Source organism: Comamonas sp. 23 (assembly GCF_049601575.1).
Taxonomy (GTDB): Bacteria; Pseudomonadota; Gammaproteobacteria; order Burkholderiales; family Burkholderiaceae_C; genus Comamonas; species Comamonas squillarum.
Genome location: NZ_CP187127.1, coordinates 3068672 through 3085984 on the forward strand (window position 1 = coordinate 3068672; position 17313 = coordinate 3085984).

Consider the following 17313-nt stretch of genomic DNA (forward strand, 5'->3'; position numbering starts at 1 on the left):
CCAATGAACGGATGGTTCGGATTCTGGATCTTCTGCGCAGTCTGGGTACTGGCAGAGGTCTACATCACCACCCTGGGCATCGACACGGTGCTCTGGCAATTCAAAACACCGGCTGAGCTTGAGCTACAGCAGCGGCTGATCGACAAGGCAGCCCAGGCCAAGAAGGAGGATTGAGATGGATAAGAAGCTACCCGCTGACATACGGCAAAAGCTGGTCGAAATTGCAAAAATCTGGATGCTCAACAACTACGTTGGAGGGCGCAAGCGTCTCGAAGCCTGGAGTGATCACTACGCACACCTAACAAGCATTCACTCTTATGACCTGCCAGGCGGCACAGGAAAGAACCTGCGCCGTCTCGCGAAGCTGGCAGCAGAAGGCGTGCTAGTTGAAGAGCAGCGCTACAGGCCCGGAATAGGCACACGCAGATTCAAACCCCAGCCAGACGAGCTCAATGAGATCGGCATGAAGGCGCAGCGCTACTGGGAGGCCGTAGGCTACCGCGTTGGCGAACTCGTTCCAAAGCTGGCCGAGCCCGCCCCCAAGGCAGCACCATGACCGACAAGATAAGGCGCCTGCGCGCTCCGAAGCTTAAAGACGGGGAACTGCGCGTGTACTGGGGCAAACCGGACAAGCACTGCGCGCCAGATGTGACATTTGCCTGGCAAGGAGATCCAGTTATGCGCGCTGACACGCGGCTGCTGCACTACCACTTTGGCGCACAGAGGCCAGACCCTCATGTGCAGCCACTATTCAGCAAGATGATCCCGAGCCTGATTGAGGAACTGCAGGCACGGGGCTACGACATAACCACGCTGAAGTTCAGCATTCAAAAGAAGGCACCTTCATGACCGACAAGACAGAAGCACAGCCCGAAGCGCTGCGGCTGGCCGCCGAGTTCGAGGATTGCATTCGAATAGACGCTATACCGTCAATCAACGACGTGAAGAAATCAGCCGCCGAACTGCTCCGCCAGCACGCCGAGATACAGCAGCTCAAGGCCCAGCTATCAGCGCGGCAGGCTGCGCCGGATGGGTGGCGCCTAGTGCCGGTGGCGAGCACAGCAGCAATGGAATGGGCGTTCCGAAGCGCCGAGGTGCGTTACAGCAATGGTGCAGGCCGCATGCTTCCAATGGATCCGCACAGCGCGTTCAAGGCCCAATACCGGGACATGCTCTCAGCCGCCCCTCCCCCACCTGAGCGGGAGCCGCTGACGGAACTGCAAAAGCAGGCGCTGGCCGTGTACCTGCCACCGTTCCAGTTTAGCCACGGCTACGTTTTTGACAGCGCTGGACGCATGGTTGCCGATGAGGGCCGCGAGCACGAGCTCGACCAGCTTGCATCCACAGTCGGCATGCGTATCCGTGGATGGGGGCACTTGGGGAAGTTGAAGAACGGCGCTGCGGTGCAAGACACCATTGGAGAGCTTGCAGCTGAGGCTTTGAACGCATTTTGGAAACAGCACGGAATAGGAGCCGCCAATGGCTAAAGCCACCACCAAGAGCGGTCAACGACAGCCAACCCACAGCCGCGCCATGAAAAACGGCATCTACCGCAAAGCTTCGCCCATCGAGGCCTTGATGGTGCGCCAGAGTATGCAGGCAGATGTAGTCAACCTCGGCCTGCACTGCATGATGACCGACCACGGTAGCGAGCAGCCCGAGATGCTGGCCAGCCTTGCCTATCTGATCGGGATCGGCGCGGAGATTGCGCGAGCCATACCTGTGGCCGGCAACAACCGACCCGGCCTGCACCAGGCGCTGGCCGCCGTGGTAGACATGGCAGTGGATGGCCACCGCTGGGACTCAAGCTGGGGAGCGCAGCTCTCGCATGCCGTTGAGATCAGCATCGACCTATTCTGCAGCTATCGAAACCTGGGCCGCCGCTTTGAGCCGGGCGCCCGCCTGCTCTCGCACGAGGTCAAGGCCGGCACCGTGGGCACAGATGCGATCAGGCCTGTGGAGCTTCCAAGCGAGGCCCTTCAATGAGCCGATCAATAGCAATGAGCAGACGGGCGCGCCAGCGCGGCGATAAACGCGACCGCTGGAAAGAGCCCACCGATCAACCCGAGCCCGCACACAGCGGGCTTTTTTAATGGAGAGTACGGCCATGTCTACCCTCTTTCTGAACGAAGCCGAGCTGGCTGTGTTGACCGGCCGGAAATACAAGACGCGCCAGATTGAATGGCTGCGCACCTCTGGGATTCCATTTCGCGTGAACGCGCGCGGCCATGCCATCGTCACCCGGGGCGCTGTTGAAGGCCGGAAGCCAGAACCCGAGCCGACCGCAATAGAACCATTGCGGTGGACGCCGCGCGTGGTGGGGGCTAGGTGAGATGGGACGCAAACCAAGCCGCTGGACAAATCTTCCGCCAGGCATGCGCGCCAGAGAGCGAGGCAAGAAAGTGCACTACTACCTGGACACCGGCCAAAAACCACGGCGGGAGATCCCCTTGGGATCCGACTACGTGTTGGCCGTCCAAAAATGGAGTGAGCTGACAGCCGCCAAAAAGCCGCGCGCTGCCCAGCGCACCTTCCTGGATATCGTGCCTGTATATCGAGCCAAAGCATTGCCACTTAAGGCTCCGCGCACAAGAGTGGATAACGAAAAGGAGCTTATTTGGCTTCTGAAATTTTTCGGAGATCCACCGGCCCCGCTGGACGACATCGAGCCCGTGCACATCCGCCAGTACATGGATTGGCGGATTCAAGAAGCGCGCAAGGTGGCTCAGGAAGAAAACAGGGAGCGCTCAGCAAAGGGGCTGAAGGCTTTGGCGATCCCGCCAAACTTCGGCCATGTGCGCGCAAACCGCGAGAAGTCGCTGTTCTCTCATATGTGGAATTTCGCCCGCAGAGAGGGCATCACCAAGCAGCCAAATCCATGCGCTGGCATCGAGAAGTTCAAGGAAAAGGGTCGAGATACTGTCATTGGCGACGCCCTGCTGGACAGAATCATGCCCTTCGCAGCTCCGCCATTGCGGTTCGCGATACGCCTGGCCAAGCTCACCGGTCAGCGGCCGGCCGATGTGCTACGCATGAGCGAAAACAATGTGGTCGGCAGCATTCTCCATGTCAAGCAAGGGAAGACATACACCAAGCTACGCATCGAGATTATCGAAGGACTGGCGGTGCTCATGGATGAGATCCGGGCTTACAAGCAGTCCGTTATGTCCCGATCCCATCATTTGCTCGTGAACGAAAAGGGGGAAACATTGACCACGTACATGCTGCGAGTCCGCTTCGATGATGCCCGTGAAGCCGCAAAGATTCCCAAAGCAGAATTTCAGTTCCGTGACCTGCGCGCTACGGCCGCCACGACTCTGGATGACAGCTCTGGCATCAGGGACGCGCAGGCATTGCTGGGCCACACGACCGAGTCCATGACTGCGAAATACATCCGCCACAAGGTCGGCAAGAAAGTGAAGCCCGCCGGATAATTGCGGAACTGCACCAGTAATTGCGGAACAACTGCAAAGAAAAAAGCCCTTGCACGATTTGCGCAAGGGCTTGATTCATATGAATAATGTTTGGTGGGTCCTGCGAGATTCGAACTCGCGACCAACGGATTAAAAGTCCGCTGCTCTACCGACTGAGCTAAAGACCCGCCGTGTTTGCTTGACAAATTACTAAGAACTGGTCTTGCTCACAACAGACTTAAATTATAGCGTAGGTTTTTTGTCATTTTGGGGAAAGTGCCAACTTTTCCAGAATCCAGCTGGCCGCGCACATTCCGAAGGTCGCGGTCACCGCCACCGATGAGCCATAACCGTGGCAGTTCAGCGAGCCATCACCATCCACGGCGCAGGAAGGGTCGGGGCCGGCCACGGCCTCCTGGCTATAGATGCAGGCCACATTCATTTTCTTGCCATCCTTGGGGGCGCCATATTCTTTGCGCAGGCGGTAGCGCACCTGGGCCAGCAAGGGGTCGTGCGTGGTCTGCGACAGGTCGGCCTGCTCCACCTTCCAGGCAAGACGTTTGCCGCCTGCCGCACCGATGCAGACAAAAGGCCGCTGGTGGCGTCGCCCCCAGTTGGCCATTGCCGCCTTGGCACGCACCTGGTCACAGGCGTCGACAAAGCCATCAACGCCATCGAGCAATGCGGCGCAGTTATCGGCAGTGAGGAAGTCCTCTACCACCTCAACTTCACAATGGGGGTTAATCTGGCGGATGCGCTCGCGCATCGCGTCAACCTTGGCCATGCCAATGGTGTCTCTCAGCGCGTGGATCTGGCGATTGATGTTGGACTCGGCCACATTGTCCAAGTCGATCAGGCGAAGCCGGGCAACGCCACTGCGGGCCAGGGCCTCCGCAGTCCAGGAGCCCACGCCCCCGATGCCGATAACGGCGATAGCGCTTGCGCGCATTTGCGCGGCAGGCGCTACGCCAAACAGGCGGTCCAGCCCGCCAAAGCGCCTTTGTGTGTCAACGTCCGCCTCGGCGTCCTGCCGATCGGGCGCCGATGGAGACGGTGCACTCATATCACTTCAGCTTGGAGAGGCGCTCTTTGGCAGCCGCTGCCGCATCGCTTTGCGGGTAGGCAGCAATCAGGTCTTCCAAGGTCTTGCGGGCGGCCTTGGTGTCCTTGAGCTCGATCTGGCAGTTGGCAATGGACAGTGCCGAATCAGGCGCACGCATATGCTCGGGCGCCTGGGCCAGGATCAGCTTGAAATTGTCGATGGCCGGCTTGTAGTCGCGGGTGGCATAGTACGCGTTGCCCAACCAAAAGCGTGCCGATGGCACATAGCCACTCTTGGGGTAGCGCTGGATGAAGCTGCTGAACACGCCAGCGGCATCGGCAAACTTGCCGGTGCGAAACACGCCCAGCGCGGCTTCGAAATCACGCTTTTCGGCAGGATCGGCCTTGAACTCCTGTCCATCTACGGTGACCGAAACGGGTTCAAACTGCTGGAGCCGGGCTTCGACACCCTTGGCCAAATCAGTCTGACCGCGCTTCAGATCGGCAACCTCACGTCGCAGCGTCTCGTTTTCACCGCGCAACTTGTTCATCTCGCCACGCATGGATTCAATCTGCGATTGAAAGTCCAGCAGGCTGCGACGCACTTGCGAGGTGTCCTCACCATTTTGGTTGTAGCCTTGCGTCAGCTGATCGACACGCTGGCGCAGTTCAATGATGGCGCGACGTGCGTCGCCATCTTCAAACAAAGCGGCTTGGGAGGTGCTTGCACAGGCCATCAACGCGGCCAGTGCAATCCAACGGGGAGTACTGCGAGTGAGGTTCATGGAGCCTTATTAACGGTAGTTCAGTTCAACGCGGCGGTTTTGTGCGTGCGCATCTTCCGAGCTACCTTCAGCAGCCAGCTTTTCCTTGCCGAAAGACACGGCTTCGAGTTGGCTGTCGCTCACGCCCAGCACGTTCAGCGAACGGCGAACGGCTTCAGCACGCTTTTGGCCCAGGGCCAGGTTGTACTCGCGGCCACCGCGGTTGTCGGTGTTGCCTTCGAGCATGACCTTGCGCGAAGGGTTGGCCTTCAGGAAACGTGCATGTGCGTCCAGCATCGATTGCGCATCGGGCTTGACCGAGTAGCTGTCGAAGTCAAAGTACACAATGCGTGCAACGCCGACAGGGCCTTGGCCGTTGGCTGCGCTGTTGTTCAGGTCCACACCACCAACGGTGCTTTGGCCAGCACCACCGGCGCCAGCGCCTTGACCGGCGGTAGCAGCACCCTTGTCTTCCACAGGTGCGTTATCCAGCGGAGGCGCAGAGCTGCAACCAGCCAACACGGCAGCGGCCACCAGGGCCAGCGAAGCTTTCTTCAATGACAACATGTAAAACTCTCCGAAACGAATTTCTCGTATAAAAATAATTGACTCGCCAAAAACCAATCTTAGGGCTGGTATGGGCCCCAATCGGGCTCCCGTATGTCTCCGCTCTGCCCTGCCAGTCGTGCTTTGATCTTGCCGTCCAGCGTCGTGGTCATGAGGGCTTCACGACCGCCTTCGCGGGTTGCATAGACGATGAGTCGGCTGTTCGGAGCAAAACTGGGGCTTTCATCGCTCGTGGTGTCGGTGACCGACGCCACAGTGCTGGAAGCCAGATCCATGACCTGCAATTTATATCCACCACCGGCGCGGGTGATGTAAGCAAGTGTCTTGCCATCAGGACTGATGGAAGGAGAAATGTTGTAGGACCCGCTGAACGTCACGCGCTCTGCACCGCCGCCTTGCGCGCCCACGCGGTAGATCTGCGGCGCACCGCCGCGATCGCTGACGAAGTAGATATAGCGGCCATCCTTGGAGTACGTTGGCTCGGTGTCGATGCCGCTGCTTTGCATCAGACGGCGAGGCTCACCCCCGCTCGAAGGGATGGTGTAGAGCTGCGAGCCGCCATCGCGGCTCAAGGTCACCGCCAAGGTGCTGCCATCGGGCGACCAGGCTGGCGCGCTGTTGGAGCCACGGAAATTGGCGATCAGGCGGCGGCGGCCGGACGAGACCTCGTGCACATAGACCACGGGCTTGCGCGACTCGAAAGACACATAGGCTAGTTGCGTGCCGGCAGGCGACCAGGTGGGCGAGATGATGGGCTCGGGGCTGGCCAGTGCCGACTGTGCATTCTCGCCATCCGAATCGGCTACCCAGAGGGTGTAGCGCGGACCGGCCTTGGTCACATAGGCAATGCGGGTCGAGAACACGCCCTTTTCGCCGGTGATTTTTTCGTAGATGTAGTCCGAGATCTTGTGCGCAACCAAGCGCAGATCCGCCTGCGGCACGCTGTAGCTCTGACCGCCCATGTCGGCGCCCTTGACGGCATCCCACAAGCGAAAGCGCACGTCAAAGCCATTGGCGCCACGGCTCACACTGCCGACCGACAGGTACTCGGCGCCGGCGGATGACCACCTGGCCACATCGGGGCGAGAGCTCTCGTCCAGCTGTTCGCCCGATGCGTCAACGGGCTTGAAGAGACCGCTGCGGATCAGATCGGCCTGCACGATCGCAGAGATCTTTTGCGGCGACGCATCTTCGTCCCGAAACTTGGGCAAGGCGATGGGGATTTGCTTGATGCCAACGCCACTGATCTCAACCCGGAACTGCGCCAGGGCGGGGACTGCAGGGGCTGCGAGCGCAGCACCCAGTACGTGACGACGATGGAAGAGCGGCTTGGCCGCCTCCGAGATGAGAGATGGGAAGCGTGTTTTAGTCATTACCGACCATCATAAATGCGCTATGCATGACAAGCCCTGAAGGCTGCAGGATGTTACACACCCCACAAATTCTTTATTATCGTCCAACGTCGACAGCCGTGCATTTTAGAATCACCTCTACATGTCCACAACCGAAAAACCATCTTCTGCACGTGCGTCTGAGGCATCTTCCAGCACCGAAGGCCACAAACCGGCTGGCAGCGTTGCGCAGATGCCACTGCGCGCACGCCTGTCGCGCCTGGCGCCCTACTTTGGCTACCAACGCTGGACCTGGGTGCTTGCCATTCTCGCGACCATCGTTGTAGCGGGCACCGAGCCGGCCATCCCGGCCCTGCTTAAGCCTTTGCTCGACCAGGGCTTTACCGGTGGCACCTTGCCGCTGTGGGCTGTGCCTGTGACCATCGTCGGCGTCTTTTTCATCCGAGGCCTGGCGCAGTTCATCAACCAATATGCGCTGGCGCGCATTGCCAATGACGGCATGATGCGCCTGCGCGAGAACCTCTTTGGCCGGGTGCTTGATGCGCACCTGGGGCTCTTTACCAAGCAGTCTGCCAGTGCGCTGTCCAACACCGTGGTGTATGAGGTGCAAAACGGCTCCACCCTGATCGTGCAGGCCTTGCTGATGCTCTCGCGCGATGGCTTCACCGTCATTGCGCTGTTGATGTACCTGCTCTACCTCAACTGGCAGCTGACCCTGATCGTGGCTGTACTGCTACCCAGCGTGTCGTGGATCATGAAAAAGCTCTCCAAGCGCCTCTACCACATCACCAAGGCCAGCCAGCAAGCCACCGATGAGCTGGCCTATGTGGTCGAGGAGAACGTGCTCGCGCACCGCATGGTGCGCATCCACGCCGCCCAGTCCAGCCAGTCCGGTCGCTTCCAGATTCTGAGCCGCAAGCTGCGCCAGCTCGCCATCAAGGCCACCATCGCCTCGGCGGCGATGACGCCGCTCACCCAGCTGCTGGCCGCTGTTGCGCTGTCTGCGGTGATCTGCATTGCGCTGTGGCAAAGCCGCACCACCGGCATCAATGCCAAGGATGTGACCGTTGGCGGCTTTGTGGCCTTTATCTCGGCCATGCTGATGCTGATTGCGCCTATCCGTCGCCTGGCCGATGTGGCCAATCCGCTCACGCGAGGCGTTGCCGCCTTGGAGCGCGGCCTCGGTCTGCTCGAGGAAATCCCGCCAGAGCAAGGCGGTGGCTACAAGACCGAACAAGCGCGTGGCGCCATCGCGCTGCAGGATGTCAGCGTGGCCTTTGGCGAAGACAAAGCCCCGGCGCTGCGCCACCTGAGCCTGACCATCCACCCCGGTGAAGTCGTGGCGCTGGTGGGCCCCTCGGGCGCTGGCAAGACCACGCTCGTCAACCTGCTGCCGCGTTTTGTGGAGCCCAGCGACGGCCAGATCAGCATTGATGGCGTGGCCCTGGCCGAGTGGGACCTGCCCAACCTGCGCAACCAGTTTGCGATGGTCAGCCAGGATGTGGTGATGTTCAATGACACCATCGCTGCCAACGTGGCGCTGGGCCAGGACATCGATGAAAAACGCCTGCTCGAATGTCTGGCTGCCGCCAACCTGCAGGACTTTGTCGAGCGTCAGCCCCAGGGCATCCACAGCATCGTTGGGCACAATGCCAACCAGCTGTCTGGCGGCCAGCGCCAGCGCCTGGCCATTGCCCGGGCGCTGTACAAAAATGCGCCGATCCTGATCCTCGATGAAGCGACCTCGGCGCTGGACACCGAATCCGAGCGCCTGGTGCAAGAAGCCCTCTCACGCCTGATGCAGGGCCGCACCACCTTGGTTATCGCCCACCGCCTGTCCACCATCGAACACGCAGACCGCGTGGTGGTGATGGAGCGCGGCCAGGTGGTCGAGCAAGGCACGCACCAGCAACTGCTTGACCTGGGCGGCCTGTACGCGCGGCTGCAGTCTCGTCCGCACTGAACCACCTAGGCATCCCCGCGCAACCCAACATCTGCTTACCGCGCCAAACCACAGCGGCGGTTGGCAGGTGTTGGCTATCGCCGCTAGCATGCGGATAGGCGGCCACCCCGGCCGCTGCCCGAGGAGGCTGCATGCGTGTCCCTGTCCATCCCTGGTGGCGCCAGCTGTGGCTGGCCACCCTGCTGTGCTGCTGGTCTGTGCTGGCACAGGCCAACAGCCCACCCGCGCTGTGGCTTGCGCAAAAGTACCCCGGCGGACTGGACCTGCAGCAGTACTGGGTGAGCGAGAAATACGACGGCGTGCGCGGTTACTGGGATGGCCAAGCGCTGTGGACGCGCCAGGGCACTGCCATCCACGCGCCCACTTGGTACACCGCCGGCTGGCCTGCCACGCCGATGGAAGGTGAGCTATGGGCCGGGCGCGGCCAGTTTGCCCGTGCCCAATCCATCACCAGCAAAGCCAAGCCTGAGGATGCCGACTGGCAGGACCTGCACTTTATGGTGTTTGACGCACCCGCCGCGCCAGGCAGTTTCAGCGATCGCCTGCCAGCCATTGCGCAGTTCGTCGCTGCCGTGCAGCAGCCCTGGGTTCAGGCGGCACCGCAATGGCAGGAGACCGACGAAGCCCGCCTAATGACACAGATGCGGCGCATCGTGCGCGACGGGGGTGAAGGGCTGATGCTGCACAAGGCCAGCGCCGTCTACCGCAGCGGCCGCAGTGGCGATGTGCTCAAACTCAAGCCGCATGAGGATGCCGAGGCCCAGGTGATGGGCTATGCACCCGGGCGCGGCAAATACGAAGGCATGACGGGCGCCTTGCTGGTACGCACCATTGATGGCATCGACTTCAAGCTGGGCAGTGGCTTGAGCGATGCCCAGCGTCTCGATCCACCCGCCATCGGCAGCTGGGTGACCTACCGCTACCGTGGCCTGCACGACAGCGGCAAGCCGCGCTTTGCCACCTTCTGGCGCGTGAGGGAAGAAGGCATGCCACCCTCCCCTGCGGGCGAAGTGGCAAGCACACCATGAGCCATGAGTCATGTGCGGGCATAAAAAAAGCAGCGCCTCTGCGCTGCTTTTGAGCTGAGGAAAGCGTGACGCAGGGGACTCAACATCCCCCGCCACTACTCACCTGCCCGGTCAGACCTTGGGCGAGCGCGGCTTGGCCACGCGGCGTGGCTTGGGCGCTGCCTGCGGGGTCTTGGCCACCGGCGAGACAACACCTTCGCTGGCATCACCCATCGGCTTTTCCGCCTTGAGCGATTTCTTCATCGCAGCGGTGGTGCGCTTCTTGGCCGACGACGCGGGCGCCTTGCCTTCCAGCATGGGGCTGCGCTTCTTGGACGAAGCCACCGGTGCAGAAACCACCTGGGTTTGCACGGCCTGGTCACTGGCGTCCAGCGCCACGCAATCGGCGTAGTAACGCACCTCACCACTCTCTTCGTCCACCAGCTCCACCAGGCCGTGGATATCGGTCTCAAAACCTGGGCAGAGCTTGGAGAACTCACGCGCGAACATGAGGTAGTCCACGATCTTCTTGTTGAAGACTTCGCCAGGAATCAGCAACGGAATACCGGGTGGGTATGGCGTGACCAAACCCACGGTGACGCGGCCTTCCAGATGGTCGATCTCGACACGCTCGGTCTTGCGGCGGGCGATGTGGGCAAAGGCGTCCGAAGGCTTCATCGCCGGCGTCAGGTCCGACAGGTACATCTCCGTGGTCAGGCGGGCGATGTCGTACTTGGCGTAGAGCTGGTGCACGTGCTGGCACAGGTCCTTGAGGCCCATGCGCTCATAGCGCTTATGCTGCTGGCAGAACTCGGGAAGGATGCGCCACATCGGCTGGTTCTTCTCGTAGTCGTCCTTGAACTGCTGCAGCGCGGTCAACATGGTGTTCCAGCGGCCCTTGGTGATGCCGATGGTGAACATGATGAAGAACGAGTACAGGCCCGTCTTCTCCACCACCACGCCGTGCTCGGCCAGGTACTTGGTGACGATGGATGCGGGGATACCGGTCTCGTCAAAGTCACCGTCCAGGTCCAGACCCGGCGTCACGATGGTGGACTTGATCGGGTCCAGCATGTTGAAGCCATCGGCCAGATCGCCAAAGCCGTGCCAGTTGTCGAACTCCTTGCCGTTCTTGCCCTTGGTCTTGCGCGATGCGTCCGGGCCACGAATGATCCAGTCCTGGGCCGAGCCCACGCCTTCGTCAGCCAGGGCTTCTGGGCCCCAGACCTGGAACCACCAGTCGTCCTCACCAAACTCATCGTCGACCTTGCGCATGGCGCGGCGGAAGTCGAGCGCCTCGAGGATCGACTCCTCCACCAGCGCGGTGCCACCGGGCGGCTCCATCATCGCAGCGGCCACGTCGCAGCTGGCGATGATGCTGTACTGCGGGCTGGTCGAGGTGTGCATCAGGTACGCCTCGTTGAACAGGTTGAAGTCCAGCTTTTGCGTCTGGCTGTCCTGCACCAGCACGTGCGATGCCTGGCTGATACCGGCCAGCAGCTTGTGGATGGACTGGGTGGCATAGACCACCGAGTGCTTCGGGCGCGCGCGCTTCTTGCCCATGGCGTGGTAGCTGCCATAGAAGGGGTGGAATGCGGCATGCGGCAGCCAGGCCTCGTCAAAGTGCAGGTTGTCGACATAGCCATCGAGCTTTTGCTTGATGGTCTCGGTGTTGTAGAGCACGCCGTCGTAGGTCGATTGCGTCAGCGTCAGCACACGCGGCTTGACGGCCTTTGGATCGACACCCTTGAGCAGCGGGTTGGCAGCGATCTTGGCCTCGATGGTCTTGGGCGAGAACTCGCTCTCATGGATCGGGCCGATGATGCCGAAGTGGTTGCGCGTGGGCTTCAAGAACACCGGAATCGCACCCGTCATGATGATGGAGTGCAGGATGGACTTGTGGCAGTTGCGGTCAACCACCACCACATCGCCCGGTGCCACCGTGTGGTGCCAAACCATCTTGTTGGAGGTCGAGGTACCGTTGGTCACAAAAAAGCAGTGGTCGGCATTGAAGATGCGCGCCGCATTGCGCTCGCTCTCGCCAATCGCGCCGTTGTGGTCCAGCAGCTGGCCCAGCTCTTCGACGGCGTTGCAGACGTCCGAGCGCAGCATATTCTCACCATAGAACTGGTGGTACATCTGGCCAATCGGGCTCTTCAAAAACGCCACACCGCCACCGTGACCGGGGCAGTGCCAGCTGTAGGAGCCGTCTTCGGCGTAGTCCAGCAGCGCCTTGAAAAACGGCGGCTGGATGCCTTCGAGATAGTTCTTCGCTTCGCGCAGGATATGCTTGGCCACGAACTCGGGCGTGTCCTCGAACATGTGGATGAAGCCGTGCAGCTCGCGCAGGATGTCGTTGGGCAGGTGGCGGCTGGTCTTGGTCTCGCCATAGATGTAGATCGGCACATCCGGGTTCTTGCGGCGCACTTCGGTGATGAAGTCACGCAGGTTGTGCACGATCAGGTCATCACCGCCGCCGAGCTGGAACTCCTCGTCGTCGATCGACAGGATGAAGGCACTGGCGCGGCTTTGCTGCTGCGCAAACTGGCTCAAGTCACCATAGCTGGTCACGCCCAGCACCTCAAAGCCCTCCTCCTCGATGGCATGCGCCAGATCGCGGATGCTCAGGCCGGAAGTGTTTTCCGAGCGAAAGTCCTCGTCAATGATGACGATGGGAAAGCGAAACTTCATGGGCGTTCCCGCAGGGGCGGGCCTCACTAAAACAATCGAAACAGGCGCGAAGTGTACGGAATTTGCACGACCTTTTTATGTATCCTGCATCAATTGCCGCAAAATTGGTCGGCATATCGCACAATCGGACAACAAACCTAATCGAACAAGGAGGGAGCTATGGAGATGTCAACCGTGTGGTGGCTGCTGACCGGCCTGGCCGTCGTCGCCGAGCTGCTCACCGGCACGCTGTATTTGCTGATGGTCGCCATTGGCATGGCTGCCGCTGCCATCGCTGCGCACCTGGGTGCCAATGAAGTCACGCAGATCCTGGTCGCCGCCATCGTGGGCGCAGCCACCGTGCTGGCCTGCTACCTGCGGCAAAAACGCCGCGGCTCGCTGCTCTCGGGTGAGCGCGATCAGGACATGCACCTGGACATTGGCGAGCTGGTCCACATCGAACACTGGGATGCCGACCGCTGCGCCCAGGTGCGCTACCGCGGCGCGCCCTGGACGGCTGCACTGCTGGGCCAACACCCTGCGCTGCCCGGCGCCTACCGCGTGGTGCGGCTCGACGGTAACCGCCTGCTGGTGGAACCTGCCGAGCCCGCCGCGCACTAAGCGCGTATTCCCATCACCGGGGCAACAAAACATAACAGGCGCAGCCCAACCCATGCCCCACCACCGCCACTTGGCCCGTCACACCCGCGTGGTGTAATGGCCAAGACCGTTGAGCCAGGGAGCCATCCCCAGCCAATCACCGAAAAAACGGGCGCGTTGCACTTAGCAGTGCGTCCATGAGGAGAGTCCATGGAAGTCGCCATCATCATATTTGTCATCGCCATCATCTTCATTGCGATGTCCGTCAAGATCGTGCCCCAGCAGCACGCCTGGGTCAAAGAGCGCCTGGGCCGTTACGCCGGCACCCTGGCCCCCGGCCCGCGCTTCATCATTCCCTTTGTCGACAAAGTCGCCTATAAGCACAGCTTGAAGGAAATTCCGCTGGATGTCCCCAGCCAGGTCTGCATTACGCGCGACAACACCCAGCTGCAGGTGGACGGCATCCTGTACTTCCAGGTGACCGACCCGATGCGCGCCAGCTACGGCTCGTCCAACTACATCATGGCCGTCACCCAGCTGGCCCAGACATCGCTGCGTAGCGTGATCGGCAAGCTGGAACTGGACAAGACCTTTGAAGAGCGCGACATGATCAATGCCCAGATCGTCTCGGCGATCGACGAGGCCGCGCTCAACTGGGGCGTGAAGGTGCTGCGCTACGAAATCAAGGATTTGACGCCACCGGCAGAAATCCTGCGCTCCATGCAAGCCCAGATCACTGCCGAGCGTGAAAAGCGCGCGCTGATTGCCGCCTCCGAAGGCCGCCGCCAGGAACAGATCAATATCGCCACCGGTGAGCGCGAAGCCTTCATCGCCCGCTCCGAAGGTGAGAAGCAAGCCGCCATCAACAAGGCGCAAGGCGAGGCCGCATCGATCACTGCGGTGGCCGATGCGACCGCCCAGGCGCTCGAGCGCATTGCGACCGCCATCCGCCAGCCCGGCGGCGAGCAAGCCGTGCAGCTGAAGGTGGCCGAGCAGGCCGTGCACGCCTACGGCAAGCTGGCGAGCGACGCGACCACCACCTTGGTCGTCCCGAGCAACATGACCGAGGTCTCCAGCCTGATCACCTCGGCCATGCGCATGATCCAGACCGGCAAGGGCCAGTAACCGCTTGGCCAACGCAAATGCAGCACTTGCCCGCTGGGGCCGCGCTGCATTTTTGCCAAACAAGCCCCCGCTTTGCTGGAAGGCGCCAAATTTCAGGCTAGAATACACGCTTCACCGACTGGAGAGGTGGATGAGTGGTTTAAGTCGCACGCCTGGAAAGCGTGTGTGGGTTAATAGCCCACCGCGGGTTCGAATCCCGCCCTCTCCGCCAGTCAACAGGTGAAATTGTCAGCCAAGCTGTCCACGCTTGGCTTTTTATTTCCTGGCCACCACAGGATGTAAAACGTACAAAACATGCGGAGAGGTGGATGAGTGGTTTAAGTCGCACGCCTGGAAAGCGTGTGTGGGTTAATAGCCCACCGCGGGTTCGAATCCCGCCTTCTCCGCCACAGATAATGGATTCAGCAGCTTGCAAAGGCTTTTGAATCTGGCGCTGCCAGAGGCGCACAAAACAGAGGCTGCAAATTTCGGTTTGCAGCCTTTTGTTTTCAACGTGATGCGCTCAGGTAGCCCTAGCGCAAATAAAACCGAAACCGCGCCCCCGCCTCCCCTGCCTCACTGAGCAGCTCAATCGAGCTGTCGTGCAGCTGCAATATGCGGTGCACGATCATGAGCCCCAGCCCTCCAGACCGCCCATCGCTGCGGCTGTGCATGCGGCTCAAGGTGGGGCGCTCGAACAGGCTGTCGCGCAGCACGGGCGGTATGCCTGGCCCGGTGTCCTGCACCGTCACGCTGATGCGGCCCTGCTCTGCGGCACGCAGCTCCACATGGATATCGCCGCCTGGCGGCGTGGCGCGGATGGCGTTGTCGATCAGGTTGACCAGCACGCGCTCAAGCATGCCCAGATCAGCAGTGACGGGGGGCAGATCCGGGTCAATCACGGCGTGCAGGCGCTGCGCCTTGGCTTCGGCGGCCAGCTCGAACTTCTGGAACACGTCCTGCAGCAGATCGGGCAGAAAGAAGCGCTCGGGCTCGGGCTTGACCACGCCGTATTCCAGCCGCGCCAGCTCAAACAGTTTTTGCGCCAGGTCACCGACCTTGCGGCTTTGGTCCAGCGCGATGCCCAGGTAGCGGCGGCGCTCGTCTGCCGATAGCACATCGGCCTTGATCTGCAGGGTCTCCAGATAGCCATGCAATGACGTTAAAGGCGTGCGCAGGTCGTGGGAGATATTGGCGAAGAGCTCGCGGCGCTGCTGGTCTTGGGTGCGCAGCTTTTGCCACTGCTCCCAGGTGCGTTGCGCCAGCTGCGCAAAGGCCTGGCTAAGCACAGCGATATCGGCTCCGCCATGCGCGGCTTTTTGCAGCTTGGCCTGGGCCTGGGGCAGATCGGCCAGGCCATCGGTTTGCAGCTCTTGTACGGCCGCCGTCAGGCGCCGCAGCGGCCGGGTAATCATGCCAAAGGCTACGGCTGCAGCGACGGCGCCCAGCACCACCACGACCAGCAGCGACCAGAGCAGTGTGCGCAGCGCGCCATCGCTGCTCACGCGGGCTGCCAGGTTGTCACGCCCCTGGCCTTGCAGGATCACATAGACATAGCCAGAACGCTGGCCGCCCTGCATCAATGGCGCTGCGCTGAACACCTTGCGCTCGGTCATGCTGCGGGGATCATCCCCCAACACCGGCAGGGCCGCGCCACTGAACAGGCGCTGCAAGGGCTCCAGATCCACCTTTTGGCGCAAAATCCGTTCTTGCGGCGCATCGTAAGCCTGGATGGCACCTGTGTCATCGAGCAGGTAGACCTCGACGCTCGGGTTGACCTGCATCAGCTTGCCAAACAGCTCGCGGCTGGCCCCGGCGTTGAGGCCATCGGCACGCATCAGCTCCGGATAGCGGGCAATGCGCGCGGCCAGATCCTGCGACAGGCGCTGCACCACCTCTTGCTCACGCTGGTCGGACACCCGCATCTGCAGCCAGACCGTGGCCGCGCTGCAAGCCAACAGCAGCAGCACAAAGACCAGGGTCAGGCGCTGCGCCAAGGTGGTGGATGCGAGCTTCATGGCACTTCCTCCGCCCATTTGTAGCCATGGCCCCATACGGTCAGAATGCGCTTGGGGCTGCCAGGATCGGCTTCGATCTTGGCTCTCAAGCGGTTGATATGGGTGTTGACTGTGTGCTCGTAGCCATCATGGCGGTAGCCCCAGACTTGGTTGAGCAGGTCAAACCGGGAGAACACCTTGCCCGGATGGCGCACAAAAAAATGCAGCAGGTCAAATTCTCGCGGTGTCAGCTCCACCTGGGATCCACCCACCTTCACCTCGCGCGATAGCGGGTCGATCTCTAGATTGCCGAGCACCAGCACACCGGCATCCAACCGGGCGTTTTGGGCCAAGGCCTGGCTGCGGCGCAACAGCGCGCGCACCCTGGCCACCAGCTCCAGCACCGAGAATGGCTTGGCCAGGTAGTCGTCCGCTCCCAGCTCCAGCCCCAGGATGCGGTGCATCTCGCTGGAGCGGGCACTGGTGATGATGATGGGCACGTAATAGGCCATCGCGCGGGCGCGGCGGCATATCTCCAGGCCATCCACGCCCGGCAGCATCAAATCCAGCACCAATGCATCCCAACCGCCCCGCTCCAAGGCCTGCATGCCCGCGTCGCCATCGGCCATGTGCACCACCTCATAGCCCTCGTCGCGCAGGTGCAATTGCAGCAGCTCCGCAATGGGAGCATCGTCTTCCACGATCAAGATACGTTTGCTGGGGTTCATGCTGTCATTGTGCGGTACATCGTGCGGTCTGCTGGCATCGGCACTTGGCTGCAAACCCAGGCGCCGCGCCCGCAAACGCCGGAGGCAGGCGCGCTTGAAATGGCCAA

Annotated in this window: 18 protein-coding genes and 3 tRNA genes; 13 read left to right on the forward strand and 8 right to left on the reverse strand. The window is 61.3% G+C overall.

Annotated features, from left to right (window positions below; all coding sequences use genetic code 11):
- The first annotated feature begins 3 nt into the window (after positions 1-3).
- From ACPEE1_RS13845 to ACPEE1_RS13875, 7 genes are all read left to right on the forward strand, one after another.
- Entirely contained in the window at positions 4-174 is a 171-nt protein-coding gene (locus tag ACPEE1_RS13845; protein WP_423933256.1) for a hypothetical protein, read from the forward strand.
- Position 175: 1 nt separating this feature from the next.
- A complete protein-coding gene (locus ACPEE1_RS13850) occupies positions 176-556 on the forward strand; it encodes a hypothetical protein (RefSeq protein ID WP_423933259.1) in 381 nt (126 codons plus the stop codon).
- Positions 553-849: a hypothetical protein gene (locus ACPEE1_RS13855; RefSeq protein WP_423933261.1), complete on the forward strand. Its 297-nt coding sequence runs from the start codon at positions 553-555 to the stop codon at positions 847-849. The genes ACPEE1_RS13850 and ACPEE1_RS13855 overlap by 4 nt, the downstream gene beginning before the upstream one ends.
- Entirely contained in the window at positions 846-1487 is a 642-nt protein-coding gene (locus tag ACPEE1_RS13860) for a hypothetical protein (RefSeq protein WP_423933264.1), read from the forward strand. Before ACPEE1_RS13855 ends, ACPEE1_RS13860 begins: the two co-directional genes overlap by 4 nt.
- Positions 1480-1986, forward strand: a complete 507-nt coding sequence (locus ACPEE1_RS13865; RefSeq protein ID WP_260719423.1) for a hypothetical protein — start codon at positions 1480-1482, stop codon at positions 1984-1986. Before ACPEE1_RS13860 ends, ACPEE1_RS13865 begins: the two co-directional genes overlap by 8 nt.
- Before the next feature lie 121 nt (positions 1987-2107).
- A complete protein-coding gene (locus ACPEE1_RS13870; RefSeq protein ID WP_260719422.1) occupies positions 2108-2332 on the forward strand; it encodes a DUF4224 domain-containing protein in 225 nt (74 codons plus the stop codon).
- 118 nt (positions 2333-2450) lie between these two features.
- Entirely contained in the window at positions 2451-3434 is a 984-nt protein-coding gene (locus ACPEE1_RS13875) for a tyrosine-type recombinase/integrase (protein ID WP_423933269.1), read from the forward strand.
- Positions 3435-3525: 91 nt separating this feature from the next.
- Here the strand turns inward: ACPEE1_RS13875 and ACPEE1_RS13880 are convergent.
- The 5 genes from ACPEE1_RS13880 to tolB form a co-directional block, all read right to left on the reverse strand.
- Positions 3526-3601, reverse strand: a tRNA-Lys gene (locus tag ACPEE1_RS13880).
- 74 nt (positions 3602-3675) lie between these two features.
- Positions 3676-4476 (reverse strand): tRNA threonylcarbamoyladenosine dehydratase, encoded by an 801-nt coding sequence (locus ACPEE1_RS13885; RefSeq protein ID WP_423933271.1) that lies wholly within the window; start codon positions 4474-4476, stop codon positions 3676-3678.
- Between the two features lies 1 nt (position 4477).
- A complete protein-coding gene (ybgF, locus tag ACPEE1_RS13890; RefSeq protein WP_423933274.1) occupies positions 4478-5239 on the reverse strand; it encodes a tol-pal system protein YbgF in 762 nt (253 codons plus the stop codon).
- Between the two features lie 9 nt (positions 5240-5248).
- On the reverse strand, positions 5249-5785 hold the full coding sequence (pal, locus tag ACPEE1_RS13895; RefSeq protein ID WP_116927366.1) for a peptidoglycan-associated lipoprotein Pal: 537 nt from the start codon (positions 5783-5785) through the stop codon (positions 5249-5251).
- A gap of 59 nt (positions 5786-5844) precedes the next feature.
- Positions 5845-7158, reverse strand: a complete 1314-nt coding sequence (gene tolB / locus ACPEE1_RS13900) for a Tol-Pal system beta propeller repeat protein TolB (RefSeq protein ID WP_423933277.1) — start codon at positions 7156-7158, stop codon at positions 5845-5847.
- Between the two features lie 121 nt (positions 7159-7279).
- On the opposite strand from tolB, the gene msbA reads away from it, so the two are divergent.
- A complete protein-coding gene (msbA, locus tag ACPEE1_RS13905) occupies positions 7280-9100 on the forward strand; it encodes a lipid A export permease/ATP-binding protein MsbA (protein WP_409935150.1) in 1821 nt (606 codons plus the stop codon).
- Between the two features lie 131 nt (positions 9101-9231).
- The gene (locus tag ACPEE1_RS13910) at positions 9232-10128 is read left to right on the forward strand and encodes a DNA ligase (RefSeq protein ID WP_423933280.1); all 897 of its coding nucleotides are present in this window, start codon (positions 9232-9234) and stop codon (positions 10126-10128) included.
- A gap of 111 nt (positions 10129-10239) precedes the next feature.
- Here the strand turns inward: ACPEE1_RS13910 and ACPEE1_RS13915 are convergent, their stop codons facing one another.
- Entirely contained in the window at positions 10240-12798 is a 2559-nt protein-coding gene (locus ACPEE1_RS13915) for an arginine/lysine/ornithine decarboxylase (RefSeq protein ID WP_232539319.1), read from the reverse strand.
- Positions 12799-12957: 159 nt separating this feature from the next.
- Between ACPEE1_RS13915 and ACPEE1_RS13920 the strand changes: the two genes are divergently transcribed.
- From ACPEE1_RS13920 to ACPEE1_RS13935, 4 genes are all read left to right on the forward strand, one after another.
- On the forward strand, positions 12958-13398 hold the full coding sequence (locus ACPEE1_RS13920) for an NfeD family protein (RefSeq protein ID WP_116927369.1): 441 nt from the start codon (positions 12958-12960) through the stop codon (positions 13396-13398).
- A gap of 189 nt (positions 13399-13587) precedes the next feature.
- On the forward strand, positions 13588-14502 hold the full coding sequence (locus tag ACPEE1_RS13925; protein ID WP_021028801.1) for an SPFH domain-containing protein: 915 nt from the start codon (positions 13588-13590) through the stop codon (positions 14500-14502).
- 120 nt (positions 14503-14622) lie between these two features.
- Positions 14623-14713: transfer RNA gene (locus tag ACPEE1_RS13930), tRNA-Ser, on the forward strand.
- An 87-nt stretch (positions 14714-14800) separates the two neighbouring features.
- Positions 14801-14891 (forward strand) — tRNA-Ser (locus tag ACPEE1_RS13935).
- Between the two features lie 123 nt (positions 14892-15014).
- Here the strand turns inward: ACPEE1_RS13935 and ACPEE1_RS13940 are convergent.
- Both ACPEE1_RS13940 and ACPEE1_RS13945 read right to left on the reverse strand, forming a co-directional pair.
- The gene (locus ACPEE1_RS13940; RefSeq protein WP_423933284.1) at positions 15015-16499 is read right to left on the reverse strand and encodes a sensor histidine kinase; all 1485 of its coding nucleotides are present in this window, start codon (positions 16497-16499) and stop codon (positions 15015-15017) included.
- Positions 16496-17206, reverse strand: a complete 711-nt coding sequence (locus ACPEE1_RS13945; RefSeq protein ID WP_423933287.1) for a winged helix-turn-helix domain-containing protein — start codon at positions 17204-17206, stop codon at positions 16496-16498. The genes ACPEE1_RS13940 and ACPEE1_RS13945 overlap by 4 nt, the downstream gene beginning before the upstream one ends.
- Positions 17207-17313 lie beyond the last annotated feature (107 nt).